This window comes from Streptomyces sp. NRRL S-455 (assembly GCF_000717875.1).
In the GTDB taxonomy this organism is placed as follows: domain Bacteria; phylum Actinomycetota; class Actinomycetes; order Streptomycetales; family Streptomycetaceae; genus Streptomyces.
The window spans coordinates 115,596-139,352 of sequence record NZ_JOCT01000015.1; the positions used below are offsets into that span (position 1 = coordinate 115,596).

The 23,757-nt window shown below is 71.0% G+C and carries 25 protein-coding genes and 1 tRNA gene; 9 read left to right on the forward strand and 17 right to left on the reverse strand.

The genetic code is table 11. The annotated features are described in order from the left end of the window. Window position 1 precedes the first annotated feature (1 nt). The 5 genes from cbiQ (at window position 2) to IE97_RS0121105 (ending at window position 3,779) form a co-directional block, all read left to right on the forward strand. Window positions 2-763 (forward strand): cobalt ECF transporter T component CbiQ, encoded by a 762-nt coding sequence (gene cbiQ / locus IE97_RS0121085; protein WP_030242848.1) that lies wholly within the window; start codon window positions 2-4, stop codon window positions 761-763. After that, complete coding sequence (locus tag IE97_RS0121090; RefSeq protein ID WP_063752208.1) at window positions 751-1,518, forward strand: energy-coupling factor ABC transporter ATP-binding protein; 768 nt, start codon at window positions 751-753, stop codon at window positions 1,516-1,518. The genes cbiQ and IE97_RS0121090 overlap by 13 nt, the downstream gene beginning before the upstream one ends. 11 nt (window positions 1,519-1,529) lie before the next feature. After that, window positions 1,530-1,991 carry a MarR family winged helix-turn-helix transcriptional regulator gene (locus IE97_RS0121095; protein ID WP_030242852.1) on the forward strand — a complete coding sequence of 154 codons (462 nt, stop codon included), beginning with the start codon at window positions 1,530-1,532 and terminating at the stop codon, window positions 1,989-1,991. Between the two features lie 126 nt (window positions 1,992-2,117). Next, window positions 2,118-2,564, forward strand: a complete 447-nt coding sequence (locus IE97_RS0121100; RefSeq protein WP_030242856.1) for an organic hydroperoxide resistance protein — start codon at window positions 2,118-2,120, stop codon at window positions 2,562-2,564. A 51-nt stretch (window positions 2,565-2,615) separates the two neighbouring features. Beyond that, the gene (locus IE97_RS0121105) at window positions 2,616-3,779 is read left to right on the forward strand and encodes a serine hydrolase domain-containing protein (protein ID WP_030242858.1); all 1,164 of its coding nucleotides are present in this window, start codon (window positions 2,616-2,618) and stop codon (window positions 3,777-3,779) included. A gap of 52 nt (window positions 3,780-3,831) precedes the next feature. Here IE97_RS0121105 and IE97_RS0121110 read toward each other — a convergent pair whose 3' ends face one another. The 7 genes from IE97_RS0121110 to IE97_RS0121140 form a co-directional block, all read right to left on the reverse strand. Beyond that, window positions 3,832-4,107 carry a DUF1876 domain-containing protein gene (locus IE97_RS0121110; RefSeq protein ID WP_030242861.1) on the reverse strand — a complete coding sequence of 92 codons (276 nt, stop codon included), beginning with the start codon at window positions 4,105-4,107 and terminating at the stop codon, window positions 3,832-3,834. 66 nt (window positions 4,108-4,173) lie between these two features. Further along, entirely contained in the window at window positions 4,174-5,019 is an 846-nt protein-coding gene (locus IE97_RS0121115; RefSeq protein ID WP_030242864.1) for a DMT family transporter, read from the reverse strand. Then, a complete protein-coding gene (locus IE97_RS0121120) occupies window positions 5,016-5,531 on the reverse strand; it encodes a YbaK/EbsC family protein (RefSeq protein ID WP_030242866.1) in 516 nt (171 codons plus the stop codon). The genes IE97_RS0121115 and IE97_RS0121120 overlap by 4 nt, the downstream gene beginning before the upstream one ends. 213 nt (window positions 5,532-5,744) lie before the next feature. Then, window positions 5,745-5,951: a hypothetical protein gene (locus IE97_RS0121125; protein ID WP_030242868.1), complete on the reverse strand. Its 207-nt coding sequence runs from the start codon at window positions 5,949-5,951 to the stop codon at window positions 5,745-5,747. A gap of 76 nt (window positions 5,952-6,027) precedes the next feature. Next, window positions 6,028-6,912 carry an SDR family oxidoreductase gene (locus IE97_RS0121130; RefSeq protein ID WP_030242872.1) on the reverse strand — a complete coding sequence of 295 codons (885 nt, stop codon included), beginning with the start codon at window positions 6,910-6,912 and terminating at the stop codon, window positions 6,028-6,030. Then, entirely contained in the window at window positions 6,909-7,841 is a 933-nt protein-coding gene (locus tag IE97_RS0121135) for an alpha/beta fold hydrolase (protein ID WP_030242874.1), read from the reverse strand. The genes IE97_RS0121130 and IE97_RS0121135 overlap by 4 nt, the downstream gene beginning before the upstream one ends. Beyond that, window positions 7,838-9,409, reverse strand: coding sequence for a flavin-containing monooxygenase (locus tag IE97_RS0121140; protein WP_030242876.1), 1,572 nt, complete (start codon window positions 9,407-9,409; stop codon window positions 7,838-7,840). Before IE97_RS0121140 ends, IE97_RS0121135 begins: the two co-directional genes overlap by 4 nt. Before the next feature lie 132 nt (window positions 9,410-9,541). Here IE97_RS0121140 and IE97_RS0121145 point away from each other — a divergent pair, with 132 nt between their 5' ends. Further along, on the forward strand, window positions 9,542-10,183 hold the full coding sequence (locus tag IE97_RS0121145; protein ID WP_030242878.1) for a MerR family transcriptional regulator: 642 nt from the start codon (window positions 9,542-9,544) through the stop codon (window positions 10,181-10,183). A gap of 4 nt (window positions 10,184-10,187) precedes the next feature. On the opposite strand, the gene IE97_RS0121150 is transcribed toward IE97_RS0121145, so the two are convergent. After that, window positions 10,188-10,991, reverse strand: a complete 804-nt coding sequence (locus IE97_RS0121150; protein WP_030242880.1) for an exodeoxyribonuclease III — start codon at window positions 10,989-10,991, stop codon at window positions 10,188-10,190. An 88-nt stretch (window positions 10,992-11,079) separates the two neighbouring features. Between IE97_RS0121150 and IE97_RS0121155 the strand changes: the two genes are divergently transcribed. Next, window positions 11,080-11,556 (forward strand): GNAT family N-acetyltransferase, encoded by a 477-nt coding sequence (locus IE97_RS0121155; RefSeq protein ID WP_030242882.1) that lies wholly within the window; start codon window positions 11,080-11,082, stop codon window positions 11,554-11,556. A gap of 60 nt (window positions 11,557-11,616) precedes the next feature. Here the strand turns inward: IE97_RS0121155 and IE97_RS43100 are convergent, their stop codons facing one another. The 8 genes from IE97_RS43100 to galU all read right to left on the reverse strand — a co-directional run bounded on the left by IE97_RS43100 (window position 11,617) and on the right by galU (window position 17,968). Next, entirely contained in the window at window positions 11,617-11,790 is a 174-nt protein-coding gene (locus IE97_RS43100) for a hypothetical protein (RefSeq protein WP_234331844.1), read from the reverse strand. A gap of 683 nt (window positions 11,791-12,473) precedes the next feature. Next, window positions 12,474-12,547 (reverse strand) — tRNA-Ala (locus tag IE97_RS0121170). Window positions 12,548-12,630: 83 nt separating this feature from the next. Next, window positions 12,631-13,815, reverse strand: coding sequence for a gephyrin-like molybdotransferase receptor GlpR (gene glpR, locus IE97_RS0121175; protein ID WP_030242889.1), 1,185 nt, complete (start codon window positions 13,813-13,815; stop codon window positions 12,631-12,633). A 172-nt stretch (window positions 13,816-13,987) separates the two neighbouring features. Next, window positions 13,988-14,608 (reverse strand): GNAT family N-acetyltransferase, encoded by a 621-nt coding sequence (locus IE97_RS0121180; protein WP_037834129.1) that lies wholly within the window; start codon window positions 14,606-14,608, stop codon window positions 13,988-13,990. A 23-nt stretch (window positions 14,609-14,631) separates the two neighbouring features. Next, window positions 14,632-15,132 carry a MogA/MoaB family molybdenum cofactor biosynthesis protein gene (locus IE97_RS0121185; protein ID WP_030242895.1) on the reverse strand — a complete coding sequence of 167 codons (501 nt, stop codon included), beginning with the start codon at window positions 15,130-15,132 and terminating at the stop codon, window positions 14,632-14,634. Beyond that, window positions 15,129-15,638: a cyclic pyranopterin monophosphate synthase MoaC gene (gene moaC, locus IE97_RS0121190; protein ID WP_030242897.1), complete on the reverse strand. Its 510-nt coding sequence runs from the start codon at window positions 15,636-15,638 to the stop codon at window positions 15,129-15,131. The genes IE97_RS0121185 and moaC overlap by 4 nt, the downstream gene beginning before the upstream one ends. A gap of 82 nt (window positions 15,639-15,720) precedes the next feature. Beyond that, complete coding sequence (gene glp / locus IE97_RS0121195; RefSeq protein WP_030242899.1) at window positions 15,721-17,061, reverse strand: gephyrin-like molybdotransferase Glp; 1,341 nt, start codon at window positions 17,059-17,061, stop codon at window positions 15,721-15,723. 4 nt (window positions 17,062-17,065) lie between these two features. Then, window positions 17,066-17,968 carry a UTP--glucose-1-phosphate uridylyltransferase GalU gene (gene galU / locus IE97_RS0121200; protein WP_030242900.1) on the reverse strand — a complete coding sequence of 301 codons (903 nt, stop codon included), beginning with the start codon at window positions 17,966-17,968 and terminating at the stop codon, window positions 17,066-17,068. A 93-nt stretch (window positions 17,969-18,061) separates the two neighbouring features. Here galU and IE97_RS0121205 point away from each other — a divergent pair, with 93 nt between their 5' ends. Next, the gene (locus IE97_RS0121205) at window positions 18,062-18,688 is read left to right on the forward strand and encodes a 5-formyltetrahydrofolate cyclo-ligase (protein WP_078603327.1); all 627 of its coding nucleotides are present in this window, start codon (window positions 18,062-18,064) and stop codon (window positions 18,686-18,688) included. Between the two features lie 87 nt (window positions 18,689-18,775). Here the strand turns inward: IE97_RS0121205 and IE97_RS0121210 are convergent, their stop codons facing one another. Further along, a complete protein-coding gene (locus tag IE97_RS0121210) occupies window positions 18,776-21,586 on the reverse strand; it encodes a penicillin acylase family protein (protein ID WP_030242904.1) in 2,811 nt (936 codons plus the stop codon). 238 nt (window positions 21,587-21,824) lie between these two features. On the opposite strand from IE97_RS0121210, the gene IE97_RS0121215 reads away from it, so the two are divergent. Continuing rightward, window positions 21,825-23,354, forward strand: coding sequence for a potassium/proton antiporter (locus IE97_RS0121215; RefSeq protein WP_030242906.1), 1,530 nt, complete (start codon window positions 21,825-21,827; stop codon window positions 23,352-23,354). Window positions 23,355-23,757: the final 403 nt, after the last annotated feature.

The following is a 23,757-nucleotide window of genomic DNA, read 5'->3' on the forward strand; positions in this document are numbered from 1 at the left end:
CATGGGAGCCGGGCACGCGCACAAGCTCTACCGGCACGGGCACTCACCCGTGCACGCCCTGCCGCCGCACACCAAACTCGCCGCCGTGTTCGCCTTCGTGGTGGTCGTGGTGTCGACGCCCCGCGAGGCGATGTGGGCGTTCGGGCTGTACGCGGTGCTGCTGGCGGTCGTGGCGTACGTCGCGCGCGTGCCAGCCGGGTTCCTGCTCGGACGGCTGCTGATCGAGGTGCCGTTCGTCGCGTTCGCGGTGCTGATGCCGTTCGTGGCGGAGGGCGAGCGGGTCGACGTCCTCGGCATGTCCCTGAGCGTGAACGGCCTGTGGGGCGCCTGGAACGTCCTCGCCAAGGGCACACTGGGCGTCGCGTCCTCCGTCCTGCTGGCCGCCACCACCGAACTCCGTGAGCTGCTGCTCGGCCTCCAGCGCCTGAGGCTCCCGCCCCTGCTCGTACAGATCGCGTCCTTCATGATCCGCTACGGCGACGTCATCACGGACGAGATGCGGCGCATGCGGATCGCCCGGGAGTCGCGCGGCTTCGAGGCGAGGGGCGTGAAGCACTGGGGCGTGCTCGCCAAGTCCGCGGGCGCCCTGTTCATCCGCTCCTACGAGCGCGGCGAACGCGTGCACCTGGCCATGGTCAGCCGCGGGTACGCCGGTTCGATGCCGGTCATCGACGAGGTGACCGCGTCCCGGGCGCAGTGGTCGTACGCCCTCGCACTCCCGGTGTCCGCGCTCGCCGTGTGTCTGCTGGGATGGACGCTGTGACTGCTTCCCTCGAGGTCTCGGGCCTCGCCTTCGCCTACCCCGACGGGCACCAGGCCCTGTTCGGCGTCGACTTCTCCATCGCGCGCGGCGAGCGGGTCGCGCTGCTCGGGCCGAACGGCGCCGGGAAGACGACCCTCGTGCTGCACCTCAACGGCATCCTGACCGGCGGCACCGGCTCGGTGAGGGTGGCCGGGCTGCCCGTCGGAAGGCAGCACATGGCCGAGATCCGGCGCCGGGTCGGCATCGTCTTCCAGGATCCGGACGACCAGCTCTTCATGCCGACCGTCCGGGAGGACGTGGCGTTCGGGCCGGCGGCGGCCGGACTGAAGGGGCCGGAGCTCGAGGAGCGCGTGGACCGGGCGCTGGAGCGGGTCGGCATGGCGGAGTTCAAGGACCGCCCGCCGCACCATCTCTCCTTCGGCCAGCGCCGCCGGGTGGCCGTAGCGACCGTCCTGGCGATGGAGCCGGAGATCCTCGTCCTCGACGAGCCCTCCTCCAACCTGGACCCGGCCTCCCGCCGTGAACTGGCCGACATCCTCCGCTCCCTCGACGTGACCGTGCTGATGGTCACGCACGACCTGCCCTACGCCCTGGAGCTGTGCCCGCGCTCCCTGGTCCTCAGCGAGGGCGTGATCGCCGCGGACGGCCCGACCGGCGACCTGCTCTCGGACGAGGAGCTGATGAGCGCCCACCGACTGGAGTTGCCGTTCGGCTTTGATCCGCGTTCCGTGCCGGCCGCTCCGGCCCGTCCGTGAACAATGGGCGCGTGACCGACGAGGAGACTGAGGCCTCAACTCTGCTGGACGAGCAGCTGTGCTTCGCGCTGTACGCCGCCCAGCGCGCGGTGACGTCCGCGTACCGCCCCCTCCTCGACGAGCTGGGCCTCACCTACCCCCAGTACCTGGTCCTGCTGGTCCTCTGGGAGCGGGGCGAGACCCCGGTCAAGGAGCTGGCGGCCGCGCTGCGGCTCGACTACGGCACGGTGTCGCCGCTGCTCAAGCGGCTGGAGGCGGCGGGTCTCGTACGGCGCGAGAGGTCAGCGCGGGACGAGCGGTCGGTGCTCGTGGCGCCGACCGGACGCGGGGAGGAGCTCCGGGAGCGGGCCGGGAGGGTGCCCGGCACGCTGCTCGCGGCGACCGGGCTCGACGGCGGGGAGGCCGCGCGGCTCCGCGAGGAGCTGTGGCGGCTGGCGGAGCGGGCCGAGTCGGCGGCGGAACGGGCTCGCTGAGCAGGCAGGGCTTGGCCGCCCTGGTGTTACCCCCGGTTGCATCCCCCTGCCTGTGAAAGGTCGGTTACCGGTCAGTACCTTGTGCACGATGTGTTTGTGCGCACTTGTTTCACGGGGGAGGACCGCATGACTGACGGACCCGCCGTCGGCACCCGCCCGACGAAGATCATGTACGTCGCCGAGGCCACCGCCCACGGCGGCCGCGAGGGCTATGTCACCAGCCAGGACGGCCAACTCGATCTCAAGGTCGCGATGCCCCCGCAGCTGGGCGGCGACGGCAACGGCACCAACCCGGAACAGCTCTTCGCGGCCGGCTACAGCTCCTGCTTCCACAACGCCCTGATCCTCGTCGGCAACCGAGAGGGGTACGACCTGACCGGCTCCACGGTCTCCGCGAAGGTCGGCATCGGCCCCAACAAGCAGCGCGGCTACGGCCTCGCGGTCGCCCTGAGCGTCTCCCTCCCGGTCGTCGACCCCGACCTCGCGACCAGGCTGGTGGACGCGGCCCACGAGGTCTGCCCGTACTCCAACGCGACCCGCGGGAACATCGACGTGACCATCCTGCTTGGGTGAGAGGGAGCACCACGAGCACACGGGCAGCACAGCGAGACGAGGAGTACGGGCGTGGACGTGCACGGCACAGTGGCCGAGGGCTTCGAGCCGGTCAGGGAAGCGTTCGTCCGGAACTTCGAGTCGCTCGGGGAGCGGGGCGCCGCGGTCGCCGTCTACCGGGACGGGCAACGGGTCGTCGACCTGTGGGCCGGCACCAGGGACGTCGACGGCACGGCTCCCTGGGAGCGCGGCACCGCCCAGGTCGTGCGCTCGGCCACGAAGGGCGTCGCCGCCGCCGTCCTCCTGCTGCTGCACCAGCGCGGACTGCTGGACCTGGACGCGCCGGTGAGCCACTACTGGCCCGAGTTCAAGGCGCGGGGCAAGGAGCGGGTGCTGGTCCGGCACGTCCTGAACCACCGGGCCGGGCTGCCGGTCCTGGACCGTCCCCTCACCCCGCAGGAGGCCCTCGACCCGCTACGGGGACCCGAGGCCGTCGCCGCGCAGGCCCCCGTCTGGGAGCCCGGCACCGACCACGGCTACCACGCGCTGACCTACGGCTGGCTGGTGGACGAACTGGTGCGGCGCGTGACCGGGCAGGGCACCGGCGAGTGGCTCGCGTCGCAGCTCACCGGCCCGCTGGGCCTGGACCTCTGGCTCGGACTGCCGGACGCCGAGGCCGGCCGGGTCGGACGCGCGGGCCGCGTCGAGACTCCCGAGCCGACCGGAGGACTGCGCGCCCGCCCGAAGCGCTCGGTCACCGAGGCCTACCAGGACCCCGCGTCCCTGACCCGCCGGGCCTTCGCGGCGATCACGCCCTTCCCGGAGCAGAACGACCCGGCGTACCGCGCGGCAGCCCTCCCCGCGACCAACGCCATAGCGACGGCGGACGGACTGGCCCGCTTCTACGCGACACTGATCGGCGACACGGCCGGCGCCGCACGCCTCTTCACACCGGAGACCGTCGAAATGGCCCGGTCCGAGGAGTCGGCGGGCCCCGACCGGGTCCTGGTGGTCGGCACCCGCTTCGGCCTCGGCTACATGCTGCACGGCAGCGCCTCCCCCTTCCTCACCCCGGGCTCCTTCGGCCACCCGGGCCGGGGCGGCGCCCTCGGCTTCGCCGACCCGGACACCGGGATCGCGTTCGGCTATGTCACCAACGGCTTCCGCAAGACGGTGACGGCTGATCCGCGGGCGCAGGGGCTGGTACGGGCGGTAGGGCGGGCCATCGGTCTCTGAGGCGGCTCCAGAGGGTGCCTCCCCTGGGAAAGGAGGTGCCTCTCCCAGGAAGCTAGACGTGGATCGGATGGGACGTCCGTCCGGACGCCTGGTCGATCTCCTCGTGGGCCTTGGTCAGCAACTGCATGGCGAGCTCGTTGAGCGCCCGGGCCCCGGCGATCTCCTCCCCCACTCTGGGCTGATTGACGTCGGTCCGATGCCGGCTCGCGTGCCCGTGCGCCCGTACCTCGGTGCCGTCGGGCAGCCGGACCATCGCGACCGCCCGGGTGTGCTGGTCGTCCTCCCTGAACTCCATCTCGACGTGCCATCCCACTGCGCTGTGCATCATGAGGATCACCTCCGGAAGACCTAGTTCCAGGGTGCTCCTCGGGAGGGGCGAGCGCACCCGCCCTGCCTACTTCGCGTGCAGCATCAGCCCGATTCCGACGGCGAGCAGTCCGGCCGCGGCGATCCTCGGCGCCCCGAACGGCTCCTTGAAGAAGACGGCCCCGATGGCGGCGCCGACGATGACGGACGACTCGCGCAGGGCGGCGATGGGCGCGAGTTCGGCCTTGGTCTGGGCCCACAGCACGAGGGCGTAGGCGGCGACGCAGAGAGCGGCCCCGGCCAGCCCGATCCCCGCGAACGGCCGGAGGACAGCCAGGGTCTCCCCCTTCCAGCGGCTCACCGCGTAGGCGGGGATCACGCACCCCTGGACCGCCATCAGCCAGGCGCTGTACCCGAGGGAGGACCCGGAGGCGCGCACGCCGAGTCCGTCGACGACCGTGTACGCCGCTATCGTCAGCCCGGTCGCCAGGGCCGCACCGATCGCCGCCCAGTCGGGCCGGTGCCCGCGCAGCCCCCACAGGGCGACGCCGGTCAGCCCCGCGCAGGACAGGGCGACACCGGCGGCGGCCCACCCGTCGGGCACCTCGTGCGCGAAGACCGCGGCCAGCACGGTCACGACCAGCGGTGCGGCGCCGCGCGCGATGGGATAGGCCTGCCCGAAGTCCCCCAGCCGGAAGGACTTCATCAGCAGCGCGAAGTAGGCGATGTGGATGACGGCGGAGGCGAGCAGATAGGGCCACGCCCGGGCCTCGGGAAACCCCGCGAAGGGCGCCATGGCCAGCCCGATGACCAGCCCACCGCCCGAGATGAGCGCGAATCCGGCCAGCTTGTCGGTGATCTTGTGGGCGATGGCGTTCCAGCTGGCGTGCGTGACAGCGGCGAGCAGGACGGCGGCAGTGACCAGCGGCGTCACGTGGTGCGCTCGCGCACGTCCACGAGGGTGCCGCCGGCGTGGGCTACGAGGGCCTCGGGCGCCATGGGGAAGACGGAGTACGGCGTCCCGGCGGCGGCCCAGACGACGTCGTGCGCGAGCAGCGACCGATCGGCGAGAACCCGGGTCCTGGTCCTATGCCCGAAGGGCGGCACGCCGCCGATGGCGTACCCGGTGGTCTCCCGCACGACAGCGGCCTTGGCCCGCGTGACCTTGTCCACACCGAGTTCCTTCCGCACGAGCTCGACGTCGACCCGTGAGGCCCCGTCCATGAGCACCAACACGGGCACGCCGTCCGCCGCGAAGATCAGCGACTTGCAGATCTGGCTCAGCTCACACCCGAGAGCGGCGGCGGCCTCGGCGGCGGTGCGGGTGGCTTCGGGGAACCGGCGGATGAGCGGAGTGACCTCGTCGATCCCGAGCTCCCGAAGGGCTTCGACGAAACGGGGATGCGCTCCGGAGTTGTCGGCGTCAGTGGCGGCTGTCGTCGTCATGGGGGCACGGTAGCGGTGGGTGTATCGGGCACGCGAGCGGGTTGGAGGGGAGCGGGACGACAAAGGGGGGTCTGCCGTGGAGCGTTCGGGCACCCCCGACACGCATCAGTCCAGGTACGCGGAGTCCGTAGTGGCCGAAACAGGGCGTCAGGACGCCAGGGCGCGAGGAAGGGGTGCCCCGCGCGAGGCACCCCTTCCGTTCAGCGCGCGACGTCAGGCGTCGTAGTCCTGGTCGAAGCGGTCCTCCTGCTCGCGCTCCCGCTCACGGTCACGGTCACGCTGCGGGTGCTGCGAGGGCTCCATGTCCTCGTCGCGCCGACGGCCCCGGCCCTGCATCTGCTCGCGGGCCTGGTCGGCCTTCTGCCGGGCCTGGTTCTGCCACTGCTCGGACTTCTCCTGGAACTGGTCCTTCATGCCCATGTGGGTTCACTCCCGTTGGGGGTGAGGGGATTTGGCTCGATCAGATTCACATGGGCCGTGACCGTACGCATGTCGATCAGTCACGCAGCGTAGCCCGTTGCTGCTCATCGGCTGCTCCGCCCGCCCCGACGAGGCCCGTGCGCATGCCCGTCAGCCGGTCAGCGAACCTCCGCATCTCCCGCTGCCCCACTGTCCCGATGACCGCCGGCAGGTATCCGCGCACGCCCTGCATCCCGCGCAGCCACCACTGCCCGTACACATGGCTGGAGCGCCGCTCGATCCCGGCCACGAGCCGGTCCACCGCCGGCCCCAGCGGATAGGTCTTGCTGGACGGCCAGGGCAGCCGCTGCCTCAACTCCCGCATGACGTCGTCCTGGTCGGCCCCGCGCACCATGTCGGTGTCGGTCCACGACAGGTAGCCGACGCCGACCTTCACGCCCCGGTGCCCGACCTCGGCGCGCAGGCTGTGCGCGTACGCCTCCACGCCGGACTTGGACGCGCAGTACGCGGTCATCATGGGCGCCGGCGTGATCGCGGCGAGGGACGCGATCTGGAGCAGGTAGCCCCGGCTCCGCAGCAGCGACGGCAGGAAGGCGCGGGCGGTCACCGCCGAGCCGATCAGGTTGACCTCGATCACCCGCCGCCAGGACTCCGGGTCGGAGTCGGTGAACGGCCCGCCGGTGGCGACACCGGCGTTGGCGACGACGATGTCGACCCTGCCGAAGCGCTCCTTCACCTCTCGGGCGACCCGGGCCATCGCCTCGTGGTCGGTGACGTCGGCGTGCCAGTGGTCGCTGTCGCTGTGCAGCCGCCCGGAGACCTGCTTGAGCGCGTCCGGCTCCAGCCCGACCAGCGCCACCTTCACGCCGCGCGCGGAGAGCTTGCGGGCGAGCAACTCCCCGACGCCGCGCGCCGCCCCGGTCACCACGGCGACCCTGCCCTCGAGGCTGACCCTGCTCATGCGCTCTCCTCGGAGACGACCTGGTTGTGCTGGACGTGTGCGTGGACGAGGTCCCGTATCTTCCCGGTGACCAGTTCGGGCGCCTCGACCGGTGTCATGTGGCCGATGCCGGGCAGTTCGGTGAGCCCGGTGCAGTGCGGCAGCGCGGCGGCCAGGGCCCGGGCCTGTACCGGCGGGGTCAGCCGGTCCGCCGTGCCGACGATCACGGCGGTCGGCACGTTCAGTTCCCGCACGCCGTGGTCGAGGTCGAGCAGGTCCAGCACGTGCGACCAGCTGGAGCGGACCTGGCGGGGGCAGGCGTGCACGATGTGGGCGGATGCCTCGACCATGTGCGGGGCTGAACCGGGGCCCATCGTCCCGTACTTGAGGATGCGGCGGGCCAGAGGTGTGACCGGGCCGAGCGGGGCCCGGGAGCCGAGGATCCGCCGGGTCAGCCAGGTGCGCAGCCGTCCGGGGCGCATGGGTACGACGGTGGAGGCGGCGACCAGTTGCGAACTGCCCGTGCTGCACAGCAGGACGGCGGCGGCGTGCGCGCGGAAGGCGGCTCTCCCGGAGGCCACCATCACGGTCATGCCGCCCATGGAGTGCCCGGCGACGACGGCCTGTTCGCCCGGGGCGAGGGTGGCGGTGAGGACCGCCTCCAGGTCGTCGGCGAGCGCGTCGGCGCTGCAGGCGGGGCTCGCGGGGCTGCGTCCGTGGCCGCGCTGGTCGTAGACGATGACCCGGTGATCGGTGGCCAGTTCGCGGATCTGTGCCGCCCAGAAGACGGTGGAGCAGGTCCAGCCGTGGGCGAGGACCACGGCGGGGGCGTCGTCGGGTCCGTGCACCTCTACGTGCAGCCGGGCTCCGTCGGCGGAGACGGCGGTCAGTTCGCGCGCGGGGGCGGGCGGGGCGTAGGGGCCGGAGTCCACGTGGAGGAGGCGGCTCACCCGTCCACCCCGGCCTTCGCGGCGGCCTTCGCGGCGGCCGCTTCGGACGCTGCTTCCGAGGCCGTTTCGGAGCGTTTCCTCTCCACGGGAGCTCGCAGAACGTCGTACTCGGTGAGATCGACGCGCCGTGTGGCCCGCCGGAACTCGCCGGTCGTGCCGGGCCAGATGGTGGTGTTGCGGCCGCTGGCATCGAGGTACCAGCTGGTGCAGCCGCCGGTGTTCCACACGGTGCGCTTCATGCGTTCCTGCACCCGGTGGTTCCAGGCGCGTACGGCGCCGGGCCGGGCGTCGAGGGCGACCCGGCCCCCGAGGACGTCGAGTTGGCGGACGAAGTCGGCCAGGTAGTTCAGCTGGGACTCGATCATGAGGATCATCGAGGAGTTCCCGAGGCCGGTGTTGGGCCCGATGATCGACAGCCAGTTGGGGAAGCCGGCCGCTGAGGCGCCGCGCAGGGCCTCCATGCCGCCCTTCCAGGTCTCGGCGAGGGTGCGTCCGTCGGCACCCACGACGCGCTCGGCGATGGGCATGTCGGTGACGTGGAACCCGGTGCCGAACACGATCGCGTCCACCTCGGCGGAACTGCCGTCGGCGGCGACGAGGGTGGAGCCACGGACCTCGGCCAGCCCGCTCGCGACCACGTCCACGTTGGGCTGCGCGAGCGCCGGGTAGTAGTCGCTGGACAGCAGGATCCGCTTGCAGCCGATGCGGTAGCCGGGGGTGAGTTTCGCCCGAAGGGCCGGGTCCTTGACCGAGCGGGCCATGTGGCGCCGGGCCAGGTCCTCGACGAGGCCGAGCTGCTTCGGGTACTTGGTGAACGCCTGGACCTGCAACTCCCGGATCCCCCACAGCAGTCCGCGCCTGAGCTGCGCGGTGAGGGGCAGCTGCCGGTGCAGCCACCGCTCGGCGTCGCTGATGTTCCGGTCGACGCGGGGCAGGACCCACGGCGGGGTCCGCTGGAAGAGGGTCAGGTGCGAGACCTCGGGCTGGACGGCGGGCACGATCTGGGCGGCCGAGGCGCCGGTCCCCACCATGGCGACGCGCTTGCCGCGCAGGTCGTAGTCGTGGTCCCAGCGGGCCGAGTGGAAGACCTTGCCCGGGAAGGAGTCCAGTCCCGGGAGGTCCGGGATCTTCGGGTCGGACAGCGGCCCGGTGGCCGACACGACGATGTCCGCCGACAGGCTCCCGCTGCTGGTCTCGATGTCCCAGCGCAGCCGTTCGCCGTTCCAGGTCATCCGCTTCACCTCCGAGTCGAAGCGGATGTGCGGGCGGAGCCGGAACGCGTCCGTCACGTGCTCCAGATAGGCGCGGATGTGGTCCTGCCCCGAGAAGGTGCGAGGCCAGTCGGGATGGGGCGCGAAGGAGAACGAGTACAGATGCGACGGCACGTCACATCGGCACCCCGGGTAGTCGTTGTCCCGCCAGGTGCCGCCGACGCTGCTCGCCCGCTCCAGGACGACGAAGTCGGTGACGCCCTCGCGGCGCAGCCGCACGGCGGCCCCGAGCCCGCCGAACCCGGAACCGACCACCGCGACCCGCACATGCTCGCGTTCGTGTTCGCGTTCGCCCATGCCGACACCTCCACACCCACCACGAGAACCGCGCCAGTGAACACTGGCGCAATGGGAGAGTAGGGCAAGGGGGTACTGATGGGTAGGGGGCGGGACGCGGAAGTTACCCGCGGTACGCCTTAGGGTTCCCAGGTGGCCGAGAAGCGTGAATACCGCATGGAAGAGCTGGCCCGCCTGGCCGGGATCACGGTGCGCACCCTGCGCTTCTACCGCGAACGCAAACTGATCCCGCCACCCCGCCGCGAGGGCCGTATCGCCTGGTACGACGACACCCACCTGGCCCGGCTGCGCACCATCACCGCCCTGCTGGAACGCGGCCACACCCTCAGCGGCATCGCGGAACTGGCGGAGGCCTTCGACCACGGCCGGGACGTCGGGGACCTGCTCGGCGTCGGCGCCCCGACCGAGGAGGAGCCGGTCCACCTCACCCCCGAGGAACTCGCCGACCACTTCGCCGGCGAGGCCACCCCCGAGAATCTCGCCGCCGCGATGGAGCTCGGCTACCTCGGCACCGACGGCGGCGAGATCGTCCACATCAGCCGCCGCCTGCTGGACGTCTCCTCGGCCCTGGTCCACGAGGGCATCCCCCTCGCCGAGGTCCTCGACGCGGCCAAGCGGGTCCGCGCCCACGCCGACGCCCTGGCCGAACTCTTCACGGACCTGGTCCTGCGCCACGCCTCCCCCGAGGACCTCCCCCGCTTGCGCCCCCTGGCGCGGAGCGTGGTGGAGGCGGAGCTGTCGCTGGCGCTGGACCGGCGGATGCGCAGGCCGTGACCCTCTACCGGTCGTAGACCACGGTCACCGGCGCGTGATCGGACCACCGCTCGGCATGCGTGGCGGCCCGCTCCACGAACCCCTTGACCGCCCGCCCGGCGAGCCCGGGGGTCGCGACGTGCAGGTCGATGCGCCATCCCGTGTCGTTGTCAAAGGCCCGCCCCCGATACGACCACCACGAGTACGGCCCCTCGACTTCGGGGTGCAGGGCGCGCACGACGTCGACATAGCCGCCGTCGGCCGGGTCGAAGACGCGGGACAGCCACTCCCGTTCCTCGGGCAGGAAGCCGGAGTTCTTGGTGTTGCCGCGCCAGTTCTTCAGGTCCGCCTGCTGGTGGGCGATGTTCCAGTCGCCGCAGACGAGCACCTCACGGCCGTCGGCGGCGGCCCGCTCACGGAGCCCCTTCAGGTAGGCGAGGAACTCGCCCATGAAGCGCTCCTTCTCGTCCTGCCGTTCGGTGCCGACCTCGCCCGAGGGCAGATAGAGGGAGGCGACGGTGACGCCGGGCAGGTCGACCTCCACGTACCGCCCGCTGCCGTCGAACTCCTCCGACCCGAAACCGATCCGGACCCGGTCGGGCTCACGCCGGCTGTACAGCGACACCCCGGCCCGCCCCTTGGCGGCGGCCGGCGCGTGCACCACATGCCACCCTTCGGGGGCGCGGACCTGCGCGGGCAACTGCTCCGGCTCCGCACGCACCTCCTGAAGGCACAGCACATCGGCTTCCGTCCGCGCGAGCCACTCCACGAAGCCCTTCTTCGCGGCGGCACGCAGCCCGTTCACATTCACACAGGTCACAGTGAGCACCCCGGCACGATACCGGCACCCTGGACCTGGTCCAGTTCCGGACCGACCCCACCACCGCTCCCCCATGAGCTGACATACGGTACACAGCATGCATATACGCCGGGTCTCCTTCGACCACCCCGACGCCGTGAAACTGAACGACCAGGTCCAGGCCGAGTACGCCGTCCGCTACGGCGACGACGGCGACGCCACCGTCATGGCCGCGTCGGACTTCGAACCGCCCCACGGCATCTACCTGATCGCGTACGACGAGCACGGCAGCCCCGTCGCCTCGGGCGGCTGGCGCACCCAGGACGCGAACGACGAGGGCAACCTGGACGGCGACGCCGAGCTCAAGCGCATGTACGTGATCGAGCAGATGCGCGGCCGGGGCCTCGCCCGCCGCATCCTGGCCGCCCTGGAGGAGGACGCCCGGATGGCCGGCCGCGTCCGCATGGTCCTGGAGACGGGACTCAAGCAGCCCGAGGCCATAGCCCTGTACACGTCCAGCGGCTACGAGCCGTGCGCCAAGTTCGGCTACTACCGCCACTACGACGACAGCCGCTGCTTCGCGAAGGGCCTGTGACGCGCCGCTGATGGCATGGCCGGGCCCCGGTCCGGGGGTCCGGTCCCGAAGAGCTGAGGTTCACTTCTCCCGGGTGAAGCGGACGTCGAGGCCGCAGGGTACGTCCGGGTCGTTGGTGGCACAGAGGGTGTTGCCGCCGTCGACGACGGCCAAGTCCAGCATGCAGTTCCGGTCCCAGTATTCGCGTGCCAGGCCGAGGCCGATCCAGGAGCCCGACTCCGCCGTCTTGGACATGTGACTTCCGTTGGCGTCGTCGACGAAGAATCCCCAACCGCCGGCTGATGTACCGCCGGGACAGTCGGCCTCGGCGAGCCCCTTGGAGTCGAGGCCGGACGCCGTGAATTGCCGGTCGGAGGAGAAGGAGATCTTTTCGCCGTCCGGCCCCTTCCACTGTCCGACGACTCGATCCGCAGGAACCTTCGCCGTGTCTTCAGTGGCACACGCGGTGAGCAGCAGGAGTGGAGCCACTGCGGCACCGATCCAGCGAGCGGGCAACACCGGGCTATTGAACACGCGTTCATCCTAGGAGTTCGGCCGTGCCGGTACCGCCTGAATGTTCGGCGGGGACATCCAGACGGTGACGGCGGCACAGGCCGAACTCCTCCGCGGGCGGCCGTCGTGTGTGGGTCCTGATCCACGACCTGCTGCACACCCGGCGTGACGGGGCCTGGCACCTGAAGAGCAGCAGCTACCCCAAACTCCGCCTGGCTGCACAGTGGTTGACCGACCAGTGCCGCATGGCCGGCCTCACCATCCGCCACGACGAAGCGGGCCCCCGCGGCCTGCGGGTCCTGCACGCCATCAAGCGACCAGCGCACCGGCACCCAAGCCCCGGAAACGACGAAGATCCCGACCGATCATGAAGATCGACGGGATCTCGTCAACCGCTCTCGAGCGAACTCAAGAACGACCGTGCGTGGACCTGAGGGGATTTGAACCCCTGGCCCCCTCGATGCGAACGAGGTGCGCTACCGGACTGCGCCACAGGCCCTTGCAACGAGTGAAACTGTAGCACCCCGATCGGGCTGCTTGGAAATCCGTTCCCCAGGGGTGGCCACCTGCGGTTTCGCGGGTCTACTCGTTGGCGGCCCGGGGCCGGTCCCCGTCCTCGTACTGGTCGAACAGCGGCGTGCGGCCGCGCTCTCGTGCTCGCCGTGCGGAGGCCGCACGACGGGCATCCCCCCGCCCGTCGTCGTCCGCGCTCTCCGGCAGGCGGGGGTCCGCCCCGGCCGGATCCGCGGCGTCGGCCTCCACCTGCTCGGCGTCCGGTGCGACCGTGCTCGACCGCGCCGAGCTCCAGGTGTCGGGTGCCCCGAGGTCCACGTCGCTGGTGGCCCGGGGGGCGACGGGTGCGGTCACGTAGGTCGGCAGGGGCACCGGCACCGGCTCCCAGCTGTCGCCCTGCCCCGGCCGCCGCTGCCGCTCACGCTGCTGGTCGACCCACTCGGCGTGGTCGGTCTGCTCGACGAGTGCGCGCCGGTCCGCCGCGAGGGCCGACAGGCCGGGGTCGGTGACCGGCTCGGGTCCCTCCTCCGGTTCGTCGGCCTGCTCGTCGGTGGAGGCACGCCGGCGGGGCTGGCGCTGCCGTTCCCGCAGCCGCTGGGCGGCGGCCTCGGCCCGGCGGCGGTCCATCAGATAGGTGAAGCGGCGGCGCTCCTGGGCGCGCAGGTACGCGATGTACACGCTGAGCAGGACGGCGGGCACGCCGGGGGCCCACAGGAACGCGAGGCCTCCGACCGCCGCGACGATCGCGCCCAGGGTGAAGGCGAGGAACAGCATGGTGGTGGTGCGCCGGCGGCGCGCGAGCACCTTCGAGCGCTGGGCTCGCGCTGCGGCCGCCCGGGCCGCTTGCGGCGACGGGCCGCGCCGGGCGGCGGGCACCCGGCCCCGCCCGCGTTCGGAATCAGCGTCTTCCGGTGCGGGCGCCTGGCGGGCCGGGCGCTCGGAGGCGGGAGACGGTACCGGCGCCTGGGTCTGCGGACGGGTCTTGGACACGGCGAAGGCCCGGACGTCCACCGAGTCGGTGACGGCGTCCAGGTCGTCGGCGTCCGGCTCCCCCTCGTCGGTGGAGCGCGCCCGCAGGTCCCTGGCGTATCGGCGCTCCATCCCCGCCCGTCCGGACAGCAGCCGGATGGCAGTGCTGAAGCGTTCCGTCGGACGGGCCTCGTTCAGCTCGTCCTGCCTACGGAGCCACATCGGCACCAAGTAGGCGGCCCAGGCCCCGACAATGACTGCGTAGATGAGGCCGCTGCTGCTCACGTCTCACACCGTAGAGGGGTTTGCGTGAGGCCATCTGCCAATTGGGCCGGTGTGTCGCACGATCTGGCTGATATTTCGAACTTTTTTTGCGACCGATGTGATCAGCAGACCATCGAGGGCGGGAATTCAATGCCCTGAGTCGGTCACCAGTCGATCATTTTCGAACATTTATTCAATTACCGGGGTGGTGCCGCATACCCGGATTACTCTGCGACCGTGCCCGGTGCCAGCGCCGCAGCACCCCGTCCGGCACCTCTTCCACCGTGAGCGCGAAGACCAGGTGGTCGCGCCAGGCTCCGTCGATGTGGAGATAACGGGGCCGAAGGCCCTCCTCACGGAATCCGAGTTTCTCCACCACCCGGCGGCTGGGTCCGTTCTCGGGGCGAATGCAGACCTCGATGCGGTGCAGTCCGACGGTGCGGAAACAGTGGTCCACGACGAGCGCCACCGCCGTCGGCATCACACCGCGCCCGGCCACCGCCTCGTCCACCCAGTAACCGATATGTCCCGAACACATCGAGCCCCAGGTGATCCCCGCGACCGTCAACTGCCCGACCAGCCGCCCCTGGTACTCGATGACGAAGGGCAGCATCCGGCCCGCGTTCGCCTCCGACCTCAGGTGGCGGACCATCTGGCGGAAGGTCGGACGGTGCGCCATCGGCCCGCCGGGCGCGGGCGGCGGAATGGTCGCTTCCCAGGGGCGCAGCCAGTCGCGGTTGCGCCGGTTGACCTCGCGCCACGCCCGCTGGTCGCGCAGCTTTATCGGCCTGAGGACGATGTCGCCGTCCACCAGCTCGACGGGCCAGGATGAGCCGTTCAGCTCGCACCCCCACTGCCGGGTCTGGGGTGGTCGCCGCCGCGGAGCTGCTCGACGGCATGGATGAGCAGGGGTTCCAGGACGGCGAGGCCGTCCTTCACGCCGCCGCTGGAGCCGGGCAGGTTGACGATCAGTGTCCCGCCGGCCACTCCGGCCAGGCCCCGGGAGAGCGCCGCGGTCGGCACCTTCTCCCGGCCGAACGCCCGGATGGCCTCGGCGATGCCGGGCACCTCGTGGTCGATCACCCGGCGCGTCGCCTCGGGGGTGCGGTCGGTCGGCGAGATGCCCGTGCCGCCGGTGGTGATGATCGCGTCGTAGCCGGCCTCGACGCCGGCGCGCAGGGCCGCCTCCACCGGGTCCCCGTCGGGGACGACCTGCGGGCCGTCGACCTCGAAGCCGAGGCCTTCCAGGCCGCGGGCGATCAGCGGACCGCCCTTGTCCTCGTAGATCCCGGCGGCGGCCCGGTTGGACGCGGTCACGACGAGAGCGCGGTATGTCATGCCCTGCTCCAGTCGCCCGACTTGCCGCCCGTCTTCTCCTCCACCCGCACGTCCGTGATGACCGCTCCCTTGTCGACCGCCTTGACCATGTCGATCACGGTGAGCGCGGCGACGGAGACCGCGGTGAGGGCCTCCATCTCGACGCCCGTGCGGTCCGTGGTCTTCACCGTGGCCAGGATCTCCACCGCGTCGTCCGCGACCGACAGGTCCAGTTTCACACCGGACACCGACAACGGGTGACAGAGCGGGATCAGGTCGGGGGTGCGCTTGGCGCCCATGATCCCGGCGATCCGCGCGGTCGCGAGGGCGTCGCCCTTGGGGACGCCCTCGCCGCGCAGCAGTTCGATCACGCGGGGCGAGACGAGGACGCGTCCGCTGGCGCGGGCGGTACGCGCGGTCACGTCCTTCTCCGACACGTCGACCATGCGGGCGGCGCCCGCCTCGTCGATGTGTGTCAGCCGGTCCTGCGTGCGGCCGTCCTGCGGGGGTGGGTCCTGCGTGCTCATGCTGTGTGGCGCTCCCGGTCCGGGCCCGTCGCGGTGCGGCGCACGGGCCTGCTGTGCGCGACACGGTACCGCCAACCAGGGCCTATCGGCCGAGCAGGACCACCTCGACCTGGGTGCCGGGCTCGACGGACTCGGTGTCCTCGGGGACGACGATGAGGGCGTCCGCGTGGGCGAGGGCCGCGACCAGGTGGGATCCTGCGCCGCCGACCGGGGTCACCCGTCCGTCCGCGTAGGCGCCGCGCAGGAACTGGCGGCGGCCCTTCGGGCTGGTCAGAGCCTTGTCGGCGGTCAGGGTCGCCCGGGTCGTCGGGCGGTGGACGTCGTCCAGGCCCATGAGGGTGCGGATCGCGGGGCGGACGAACAGCTCGAACGAGACGTACGACGACACCGGGTTGCCGGGCAGGGCCAGCAGCGGGGTGTGGTCGGGGCCGATGGAGCCGAAGCCCTGGGGCTTGCCGGGCTGCATGGCGAGCTTGCGGAACTCCACTCCGCTGCCGGGCTCGTCCTCGTCGCCGACGTGGGACAGCGCCTCCTTGACGACGTCGTAGGCGCCGACGCTCACGCCACCCGTCGTGACCATCAGGTCGGCGCGGACCAGCTGGTCCTCGATGGTGGAGCGCAGGGTGTCGGCGTCGTCGGCGACGGCGCCCACGCGGTAGGCGATGGCGCCGGCGTCGCGGGCGGCGGCGGTGAGGGCGAAGCTGTTGGAGTCGTAGATCTGACCGGTGCGCAGTTCCTCGTCGGGCTGGACGAGTTCGCTGCCGGTGGAGAGCACCACCACGCGTGGGCGGGGGCGTACGCGCACGGTGCCGCGGCCGATCGCGGCGAGCAGGGCGATCTGGGGCGGGCCGAGGACGGTGCCGGCCTCCAGGGCGCGGTCGCCGGCCTTCACGTCGCTGCCCTGGGCGCGGACGTGGGCGCGGGCCTCGGCCGGGCGGTACACGTGCACGTGCCCGGTGGCGCCCTCGGGGCCGAGGGTGCGGGCGCGCATGCCGCGCACCGGGCCCTCGCCGAGCCCGCCGTCGGTCCACTCCACGGGCACGACCGTCTCGGCGCCGGGCGGCAACGGGGCGCCGGTCATGATGCGGGCGGCCTGGCCGGGGCCCACGTGGAGCGGCTCGGCGTGACCGGCCGCGACGTCCCCGACGACCTCCAGGGCCGCCGGGAACTCCTCGCTCGCGCCCGCCACGTCCGCGACCCGCACCGCGTACCCGTCCATGCTGCTGTTGTCGAACGGCGGCAGGGACACCGGCACGGTGATGTCGTCGACCAGAACGCAGCCCTGGGCGTCGAGCAGGTTGAGCTCGATGGGCTCGAGGGGGCGGACGGTGGCGAGGATGTCCTCCAGGTGCTCGTCCACCGACCAGAGGTGGTCGGGGCCCGAGTGGTCCTGGCCCGTGACGTGGGGCGCGGCGCTGCTCAACGTGTTACATCTCCTCGGCTACGTAACTGCGAAGCCAGGTCCGGAAGTCCGGGCCCAGGTCTTCACGTTCGCACGCGAGGCGGACGATGGCACGCAGGTAGTCGCCGCGGTCGCCGGTGTCATAGCGGCGGCCCTTGAAGACGACGCCGTGCACCGGGCCGCCGATCTTCTCGTCCGCGGCGAGCTGCTGGAGGGCGTCGGTGAGCTGGATCTCGCCGCCGCGGCCGGGCTCGGTCTTGCGCAGGATGTCGAAGATGTTCGGGTCGAGGACGTAACGGCCGATGATCGCGTAGTTGGACGGGGCGTCGGCCGGGTCGGGCTTCTCGACGAGGCCGCTGACCTTGACGACGTCGCTGTCCTCGGTCGTCTCGACGGCCGCGCAGCCGTAGAGGTGGATCTGCTCCGGGGCGACCTCCATCAGCGCGACGACGCTGCCGCCGCGCTGCTCCTGGACCTCGACCATGCGCTTGAGCAGGGGGTCGCGGGGGTCGATCAGGTCGTCGCCGAGGAGGACCGCGAAGGGCTCGTCGCCCACGTGCGGGGCGGCGCAGAGGACGGCGTGGCCGAGGCCCCTGGGGTCGCCCTGGCGGACGTAGTGGATCATCGCGAGGTCGCTGGACTCCTGCACCTTGGCGAGGCGCTTCTCGTCGCCCTTCTTCTCGAGGGCGGACTCCAGCTCGTAGTTGCGGTCGAAGTGGTCCTCGAGGGGGCGCTTGTTGCGGCCCGTCACCATGAGGACGTCGTCGAGACCCGCGGCGACGGCCTCCTCGACCACGTACTGGATCGCCGGCTTGTCGACGACCGGCAGCATCTCCTTGGGAGTGGCTTTGGTGGCCGGCAGGAACCGGGTGCCGAGGCCTGCTGCGGGAATGACAGCCTTGCTGATCCGAGGGTGCGACTGAGTCATGCCCGCCACCATATCCGGTGCCTTTGGACGGAATCTGCGACTCCGGTTCATAGGCGCTCATATGAGCGTATTAACACGGTACGGGAGCAACCCTTGAGTCACATCGGACGTCCGGACGAGTCTGACAAGCGGAGTTTGCGACGGGAGTTCCTCACGGTGAGGAACAGGTTGACGGCGGATGACCTGCGGGAAACCTCGGCCGCGCTGGCCGGGCGGGCGCTTGAGCTGCCCGAGTTGGCGCGGGCCGGCACGGTGGCGGCGTACGTCTCCGTGGGGAGTGAACCGGGAACGCTCGCGCTGCTGGACGCGCTACGCGCCCGGGGCGTGCGCGTCCTGCTTCCGGTCCTGCTGCCCGACAACGACCTGGACTGGGGCCGCTATGAGGGTGAGGGCTCGCTCGGGCGTGTCCAACACGGCGGCCGGATGGCCCTCTTCGAGCCCTCGGGCGAGCGCCTCGGTCCGGACGCCGTGACCACCGCGGACGCCGTGCTGCTGCCGGGGCTGGCGGTCGACGCGCGCGGCATGCGGCTGGGGCGCGGCGGAGGCAGTTACGACCGTGTGCTGGCGCGTCTGGAACGGGCGGGAGCACATCCAGCGCTGGTGGTGCTGCTGTACGACTCGGAGGTCGTCGAGCGCGTCCCGGAGGAGCCGCACGACCGGCCGGTGCACGCGGTGGTGACCCCTTCGGGAGTGCGGCGGTTCCGGCAGCGGGCCGACTGACGCGGAACGGCCCTCCACTGGGTGTGTGGAGGGCCGTTCTGTCAGTTCTGCCAATTCTTGTCAGTTCTGCCAGTTCTTGTCAGTGGCTCACGGTTTGAGCACCAGCTTGTCGGTCGCGCTGTCCTCTACCGCCTTGTCCGAGTAGGACCACGGCAGCAGCTCACCGTCGGCCCACTTGTCCGTCTGGTCGACGTAGTGGGCGCTGTAGGCGTGCCCGGAGGCGCCGGTGAGGTTGATCCAGCGTGATTTGTCGAGGTCGCCGAGGTTCACGACCATCCGCATGGACGGCACCCACACGACCCCGAAGCCGCCGGCGGCGTTCCAGCCGGTCGCGTTGACCGACGCCTCGCCACCGCTCAGCTCCCACGGACCGCGGTTGAGGGCGTACTGAAGGAAACCGGGGCCCTCGGTGCCGAGGGTCTGGTTCTTCAGGAACAGGCGGTGCAGCCGGCCCCAGCTCCAGCTGTCGATGTCCTTGCCGAGCTTGGCGGTCAGCTCCCAGCGGGCGTCGACCATGGCGCGCTTGAACAGCTGGTCACGGTTGACGGCCCCCTCGCGGGTGCCCACCTCGGGCGTCTTCCACCAGTCGTTGTCCGGCTGCTCCATCAGCTTGCGGACCACCTCGAACCAGCGGTCGCCACCGTCCGGCTGCGCCTGGTCGGGGGCGCGCTCGCCGCACTCGCGCACCTTCTCGGCCTCGTCGGCGGGGCCGGTGGTGTTGATCGGGTCGACCATGAGGCACTGGCCCCTGGGCCGCAGCTCCTTGGGCAGCTTGTTGCCGAAGGCGAGCTTGAGGATGTTGCGCCAGACCGCGTTGAAGTAGGCGGCCGCGGCCGAGTCGGCGTCCTGGGTGTAGTCCCAGCCCTCGAGGAGCTTCTGCGCCTGGCGGACGTCCTTGCTCTCGGGGTCGATCTTCAGCAGCGTGGGCACCAGCAGCCGGGCGATCTCGCTGCTGTTGTCGAGCTGCATCTGGCGCATGTCGTCCGTCGAGATCTTGCCGCCGTCCTTGATCTTCGACTGGATCAGGTCGGTGATCCGCTGGCTGCGCGTGCCGTAGCCCCAGTCCGTGGTGAGCGTGTAGGGGTACTTGTCCGGGTCGATCGCGGCCTGGTTGGCGGTGACGATGTAGCCGCGCTCCGGGTTGTACTCGTAGGGCAGCGCGTCCTGGTCGATGTAGCCGGTCCAGCGGTACTTCGGGTCCCAGCCGGGGGCCGGGACGGAGCCGTCGTCGTCCTCGGAACGGGTGGGGATCTTCCCCGGCAGCGTGTAGCCGATGTTGTCGTCGGTGTCCGCGTAGATCAGGTTCTGCGAGGGCACCTCGAACAGCGCGGCGGCCTTGCGGAAGTCCGTCCAGTCCTTCGCCCTGTTCATGGCGAAGACGGCGTCCATGGTGGTGCCCGGGTCGAGCGCGGTCCAGCGCAGCGCGACGCCGTAGCCGTCGCCCCGGTCGGGTGCGGCGGTGTCGACGGTGGCCTTCTTGCCGACCTTCACGAGCTCGTCGGCGCGGTCGGACAGCAGGGGCATCCCGTCCTCGGTCTGCCGTACGACGATCTTCTTGGGCGAGCCGCCGGCGACCTTGATGGTCTCCTCGCGCGTCTCGAAGGGCTTGACCTCGCCGTCGTACTGGTAGCCGTTGCCGGTGATCTTCTCCAGGTAGAGGTCGGTGACGTCGACGCCGGAGTTGGTCATGCCCCAGGCGATGTCCTGGTTGTGACCGATTATCACGCCCGGCATGCCGGCGAAGGTGTAGCCGCTGACGTCGTACTGGCACGCGCTGGAGACGCTGCGGCAGTGCAGGCCCATCTGGTACCAGACGGACGGCAGCGAGGGCGACAGGTGCGGGTCGTTGGCCAGCAGGGGCTTGCCGGTGATGGTGTGCTTGCCGCGGACGACCCAGGAGTTGGAGCCGATGCCGTCGCCGTTCACACCGACGGCCGGCGGGAGGTCGTCCAGGACCTTGGTGAGGCCGGTGAGCTGGCTCTGGAGACCGGCGGTGCCGGAGGAGCCCGAGGTGCCGGTGGAGCCCGAGGTGCCGGTGGAGCCCGAGGTGCCCGTGGAGCCCGAGACGCCGGCGGTTCCGCCGGTACCGCTCGCGCCGCTCGCCGTGCCGCCCTGTTCGAAGGTGCCGGTCAGCTCGCTGTACTGGCCCTCCTGGACGATCGCCTTGTTCCGGCCGGACGGGTACTCCGGGTACAGGTCGGCGATCTGCTTCGGGCCGAGGCGGCTGGTCAGCAGGGCGCGGTCGATCTCGTCCTGCATGTTGCCGCGCAGGTCCCAGGCCATCGCCTTCAGCCAGGAGATCGAGTCGACCGGGGTCCACTTCTGCGGCTTGTAGTCGTTGGTGAACCCGAGCGCCGCGTACTCCAGGGAGATGTCCTCGCCGTCCTTGCCCTGGAGGTAGGAGTTGACCCCCTGGGCGTAGGCCTGCAGGTACTTCTTCGTGGCGTCCGACAGCTTGGTGTCGTACTCCCGCTTGGCGACCCGGTCCCAGCCCAGCGTGCGCAGGAACTCGTCGTTGTCGACCTGGCTCTCGCCGAACATCTCCGACAGGCGTCCGGCGGCCATGTGGCGGCGGACGTCCATCTCGTAGAACCGGTCCTGCGCCTGGACGTAGCCCTGCGCCATGAAGAGGTCCGCGTCGGAGGAGGCATAGATCTGGGGAATGCCGTAGTTGTCGCGTTTGACCTCGACGGGTCCCGAGAGGCCCTTGAGCTGGAGGGTGCCCTTGGTCTGCGGGAAGGAGGCCCGGACGGTGCTGACGGACCAGTACGCCCCGAAGGCGACGCCGCCGATGAGGGCCAGCACCAGGAGGAGCACGACCAGACGGGCTTTGCGCCCCTTTCTCCTGCCGGTTTTGCCGGGCTGCTGACCCGTGGAGGCGGTGGTGTCGGTGGGCATCGCTGTCCTTGCTGTCCTAACGCGAGCGGCAGGTTCGGCTGTGCTTTTAACTGAGCGCTGGAGCAACGATAGGCGCAGGGCCTTCCGCCCCTTGACGCGGAGTCGGGAACAAGTACGGACGAACGTTCGATCTCAGCCTCGGAAGCGTCAAGAAATCGTCAAGAGTTAGGTAAGGTAACGAAGTAGTTGGCGCGGTGCGTCACAGCTTCATGTGCGATGTACGTGAGCTCACGCGCGCGTGCGCGGGAGCCAGGGAAGGATTCGGCCGCTGACTGTTCACCACCTCAACCAGCTCCTGCTCGTCTGCTCGCTCGTCCTGCTCGTCGCCGTCGCAGCGGTACGGATCTCCTCGCGCAGCGGGCTCCCCAGCCTGCTCGTCTACCTGGGGATCGGCGTCGCCATGGGTCAGGACGGCGTGGGCGGCATCCACTTCGACAACGCCGAGCTGACCCAGGTCATCGGATACGCGGCCCTGGTCGTGATCCTGGCCGAAGGTGGTCTGGGCACGAAGTGGAAGGAGATCGAGCCCGTCATGCCGGCCGCCACGGCACTGGCGCTGGCCGGTGTCGCGGTGAGCGTCGGGGTCACGGCGACGGGCGCGCACTACCTGATCGGGCTGGAGTGGCGGCAGGCACTCATCATCGGGGCGGTCGTCTCCTCGACGGACGCGGCGGCCGTGTTCTCGGTGCTGCGCAAGATCCCTCTCCCCACGCGCGTGAAGGGCACGCTGGAGGCGGAGTCCGGCTTCAACGACGCCCCGGTGGTCATCCTCGTGGTGTCCCTGTCCACGGCGGGCCCGGTCGATCCCTGGTACGTGCTGCTGGGCGTGATCCTGCTGGAGCTGGCCATCGGCGCGGCCATCGGACTCGCCGTCGGCTGGCTGGGCTCCTTGGGCCTCAGGCACGTGGCGCTGCCCGCCTCCGGCCTCTACCCGATCGCCGTCATGGCGATCGCCGTGGTGGCGTACGCCGCGGGCGCGCTGGCCCACGGAAGCGGCTTCCTCGCGGTCTACCTCGCCGCGATGGTGATGGGCAACGCCCGGCTGCCGCACTGGCCGGCCACCCGCGGCTTCGCCGACGGGCTCGGCTGGATGGCCCAGATCGGCATGTTCGTCCTGCTCGGTCTGCTGGTGACGCCGCACGAGCTCGGCGACGACATCGTGCCCGCGCTGGTCATCGGGCTGGTGCTGACCATGGTGGCGCGTCCGCTGAGCGTGGTGTTCTGCCTGACGCCGTTCCGGGTCCCGTGGCAGGAGCAGGCCCTGATGTCCTGGGCGGGGCTGCGCGGGGCCGTGCCCATCATCCTGGCGACCATCCCCATGGTGGAGGGCGTGGAGGCCAGCCGCCGGATCTTCAACATCGTCTTCATCCTGGTCGTCGTCTACACCCTGGTGCAGGGGCCGACGCTGCCGTGGCTGGGCCGCAAGCTGCGCCTGGGCGACGGTTCGGAGGCCGCCGACCTCGGCATCGAGTCGGCCCCGCTGGAGCGGCTGCGCGGACACCTGCTGTCCGTGGCGATCCCCGAGGGGTCGAAGATGCACGGCGTGGAGGTGGCCGAGCTGCGTCTGCCGCACGGGGCCGCCGTGACGCTCATCGTGCGCGAAAAGGAATCGTTCGTCCCGCTGCCCACGACGGTGCTGCAACGCGGCGACGAGCTCCTCGTGATCGCCACCGACCCCGTGCGGGACGCGGCGGAGAGCCGGCTGCGCGCGGTGGGCCGCGGCGGCAAGCTGGCCAGCTGGCTGGGGACGGACGGGGCAAGTCGTTAAGGGCTGGTTTCGTACTTTTCACACCCCGGCTTTCACAGGTGACGGGCTGCATGGTGCTCCCTTTCACAGGCAGTTCCACCCTGACGCCTGTACGATGAAGGCGTCACCCAAGATCGAACCAACTCTGCCTGACGCAGAGCTGGCGCGACCGTATGGCGGTCGGGTCGCCCCTCCTCACCGGGCCCCGGCATCTACCGCAGTTCCGCGCAAGAGGACAGCTCTCGGCGCCGCCCGCTGACGGGCCGCGCTACCAGGCGGCAGAAAGGCACGGGCCGTGGCGTCCACGGTCACCTCGAAGAAGTCGCGGAACCCGAAGACTGCGGAGAACCCGAAGACTGCGGAGAACCCGACGACTGCGGAGAGCTCGCAGGGTTCGGACAATCCGACGGCTTCCGCCCGCCCC

Excerpts from the sequence above, each read along its gene's own strand:
- cbiQ (WP_030242848.1), top strand. The coding sequence starts at position 2 with ATGGGAGCCGGGCACGCGCACAAGCTCTACCGGCACGGGCACTCACCC.
- IE97_RS0121090 (WP_063752208.1), top strand. The coding sequence starts at position 751 with ATGGACGCTGTGACTGCTTCCCTCGAGGTCTCGGGCCTCGCCTTCGCC.
- IE97_RS0121100 (WP_030242856.1), top strand. The coding sequence starts at position 2,118 with ATGACTGACGGACCCGCCGTCGGCACCCGCCCGACGAAGATCATGTAC.
- IE97_RS0121110 (WP_030242861.1), bottom strand. The coding sequence starts at position 4,107 with ATGATGCACAGCGCAGTGGGATGGCACGTCGAGATGGAGTTCAGGGAG.
- IE97_RS0121120 (WP_030242866.1), bottom strand. The coding sequence starts at position 5,531 with ATGACGACGACAGCCGCCACTGACGCCGACAACTCCGGAGCGCATCCC.
- IE97_RS0121125 (WP_030242868.1), bottom strand. The coding sequence starts at position 5,951 with ATGGGCATGAAGGACCAGTTCCAGGAGAAGTCCGAGCAGTGGCAGAAC.
- IE97_RS0121130 (WP_030242872.1), bottom strand. The coding sequence starts at position 6,912 with ATGAGCAGGGTCAGCCTCGAGGGCAGGGTCGCCGTGGTGACCGGGGCG.
- IE97_RS0121140 (WP_030242876.1), bottom strand. The coding sequence starts at position 9,409 with ATGGGCGAACGCGAACACGAACGCGAGCATGTGCGGGTCGCGGTGGTC.
- IE97_RS0121155 (WP_030242882.1), top strand. The coding sequence starts at position 11,080 with ATGCATATACGCCGGGTCTCCTTCGACCACCCCGACGCCGTGAAACTG.
- IE97_RS43100 (WP_234331844.1), bottom strand. The coding sequence starts at position 11,790 with ATGTCCAAGACGGCGGAGTCGGGCTCCTGGATCGGCCTCGGCCTGGCA.
- IE97_RS0121185 (WP_030242895.1), bottom strand. The coding sequence starts at position 15,132 with ATGACATACCGCGCTCTCGTCGTGACCGCGTCCAACCGGGCCGCCGCC.
- moaC (WP_030242897.1), bottom strand. The coding sequence starts at position 15,638 with ATGAGCACGCAGGACCCACCCCCGCAGGACGGCCGCACGCAGGACCGG.
- galU (WP_030242900.1), bottom strand. The coding sequence starts at position 17,968 with ATGACTCAGTCGCACCCTCGGATCAGCAAGGCTGTCATTCCCGCAGCA.
- IE97_RS0121210 (WP_030242904.1), bottom strand. The coding sequence starts at position 21,586 with ATGCCCACCGACACCACCGCCTCCACGGGTCAGCAGCCCGGCAAAACC.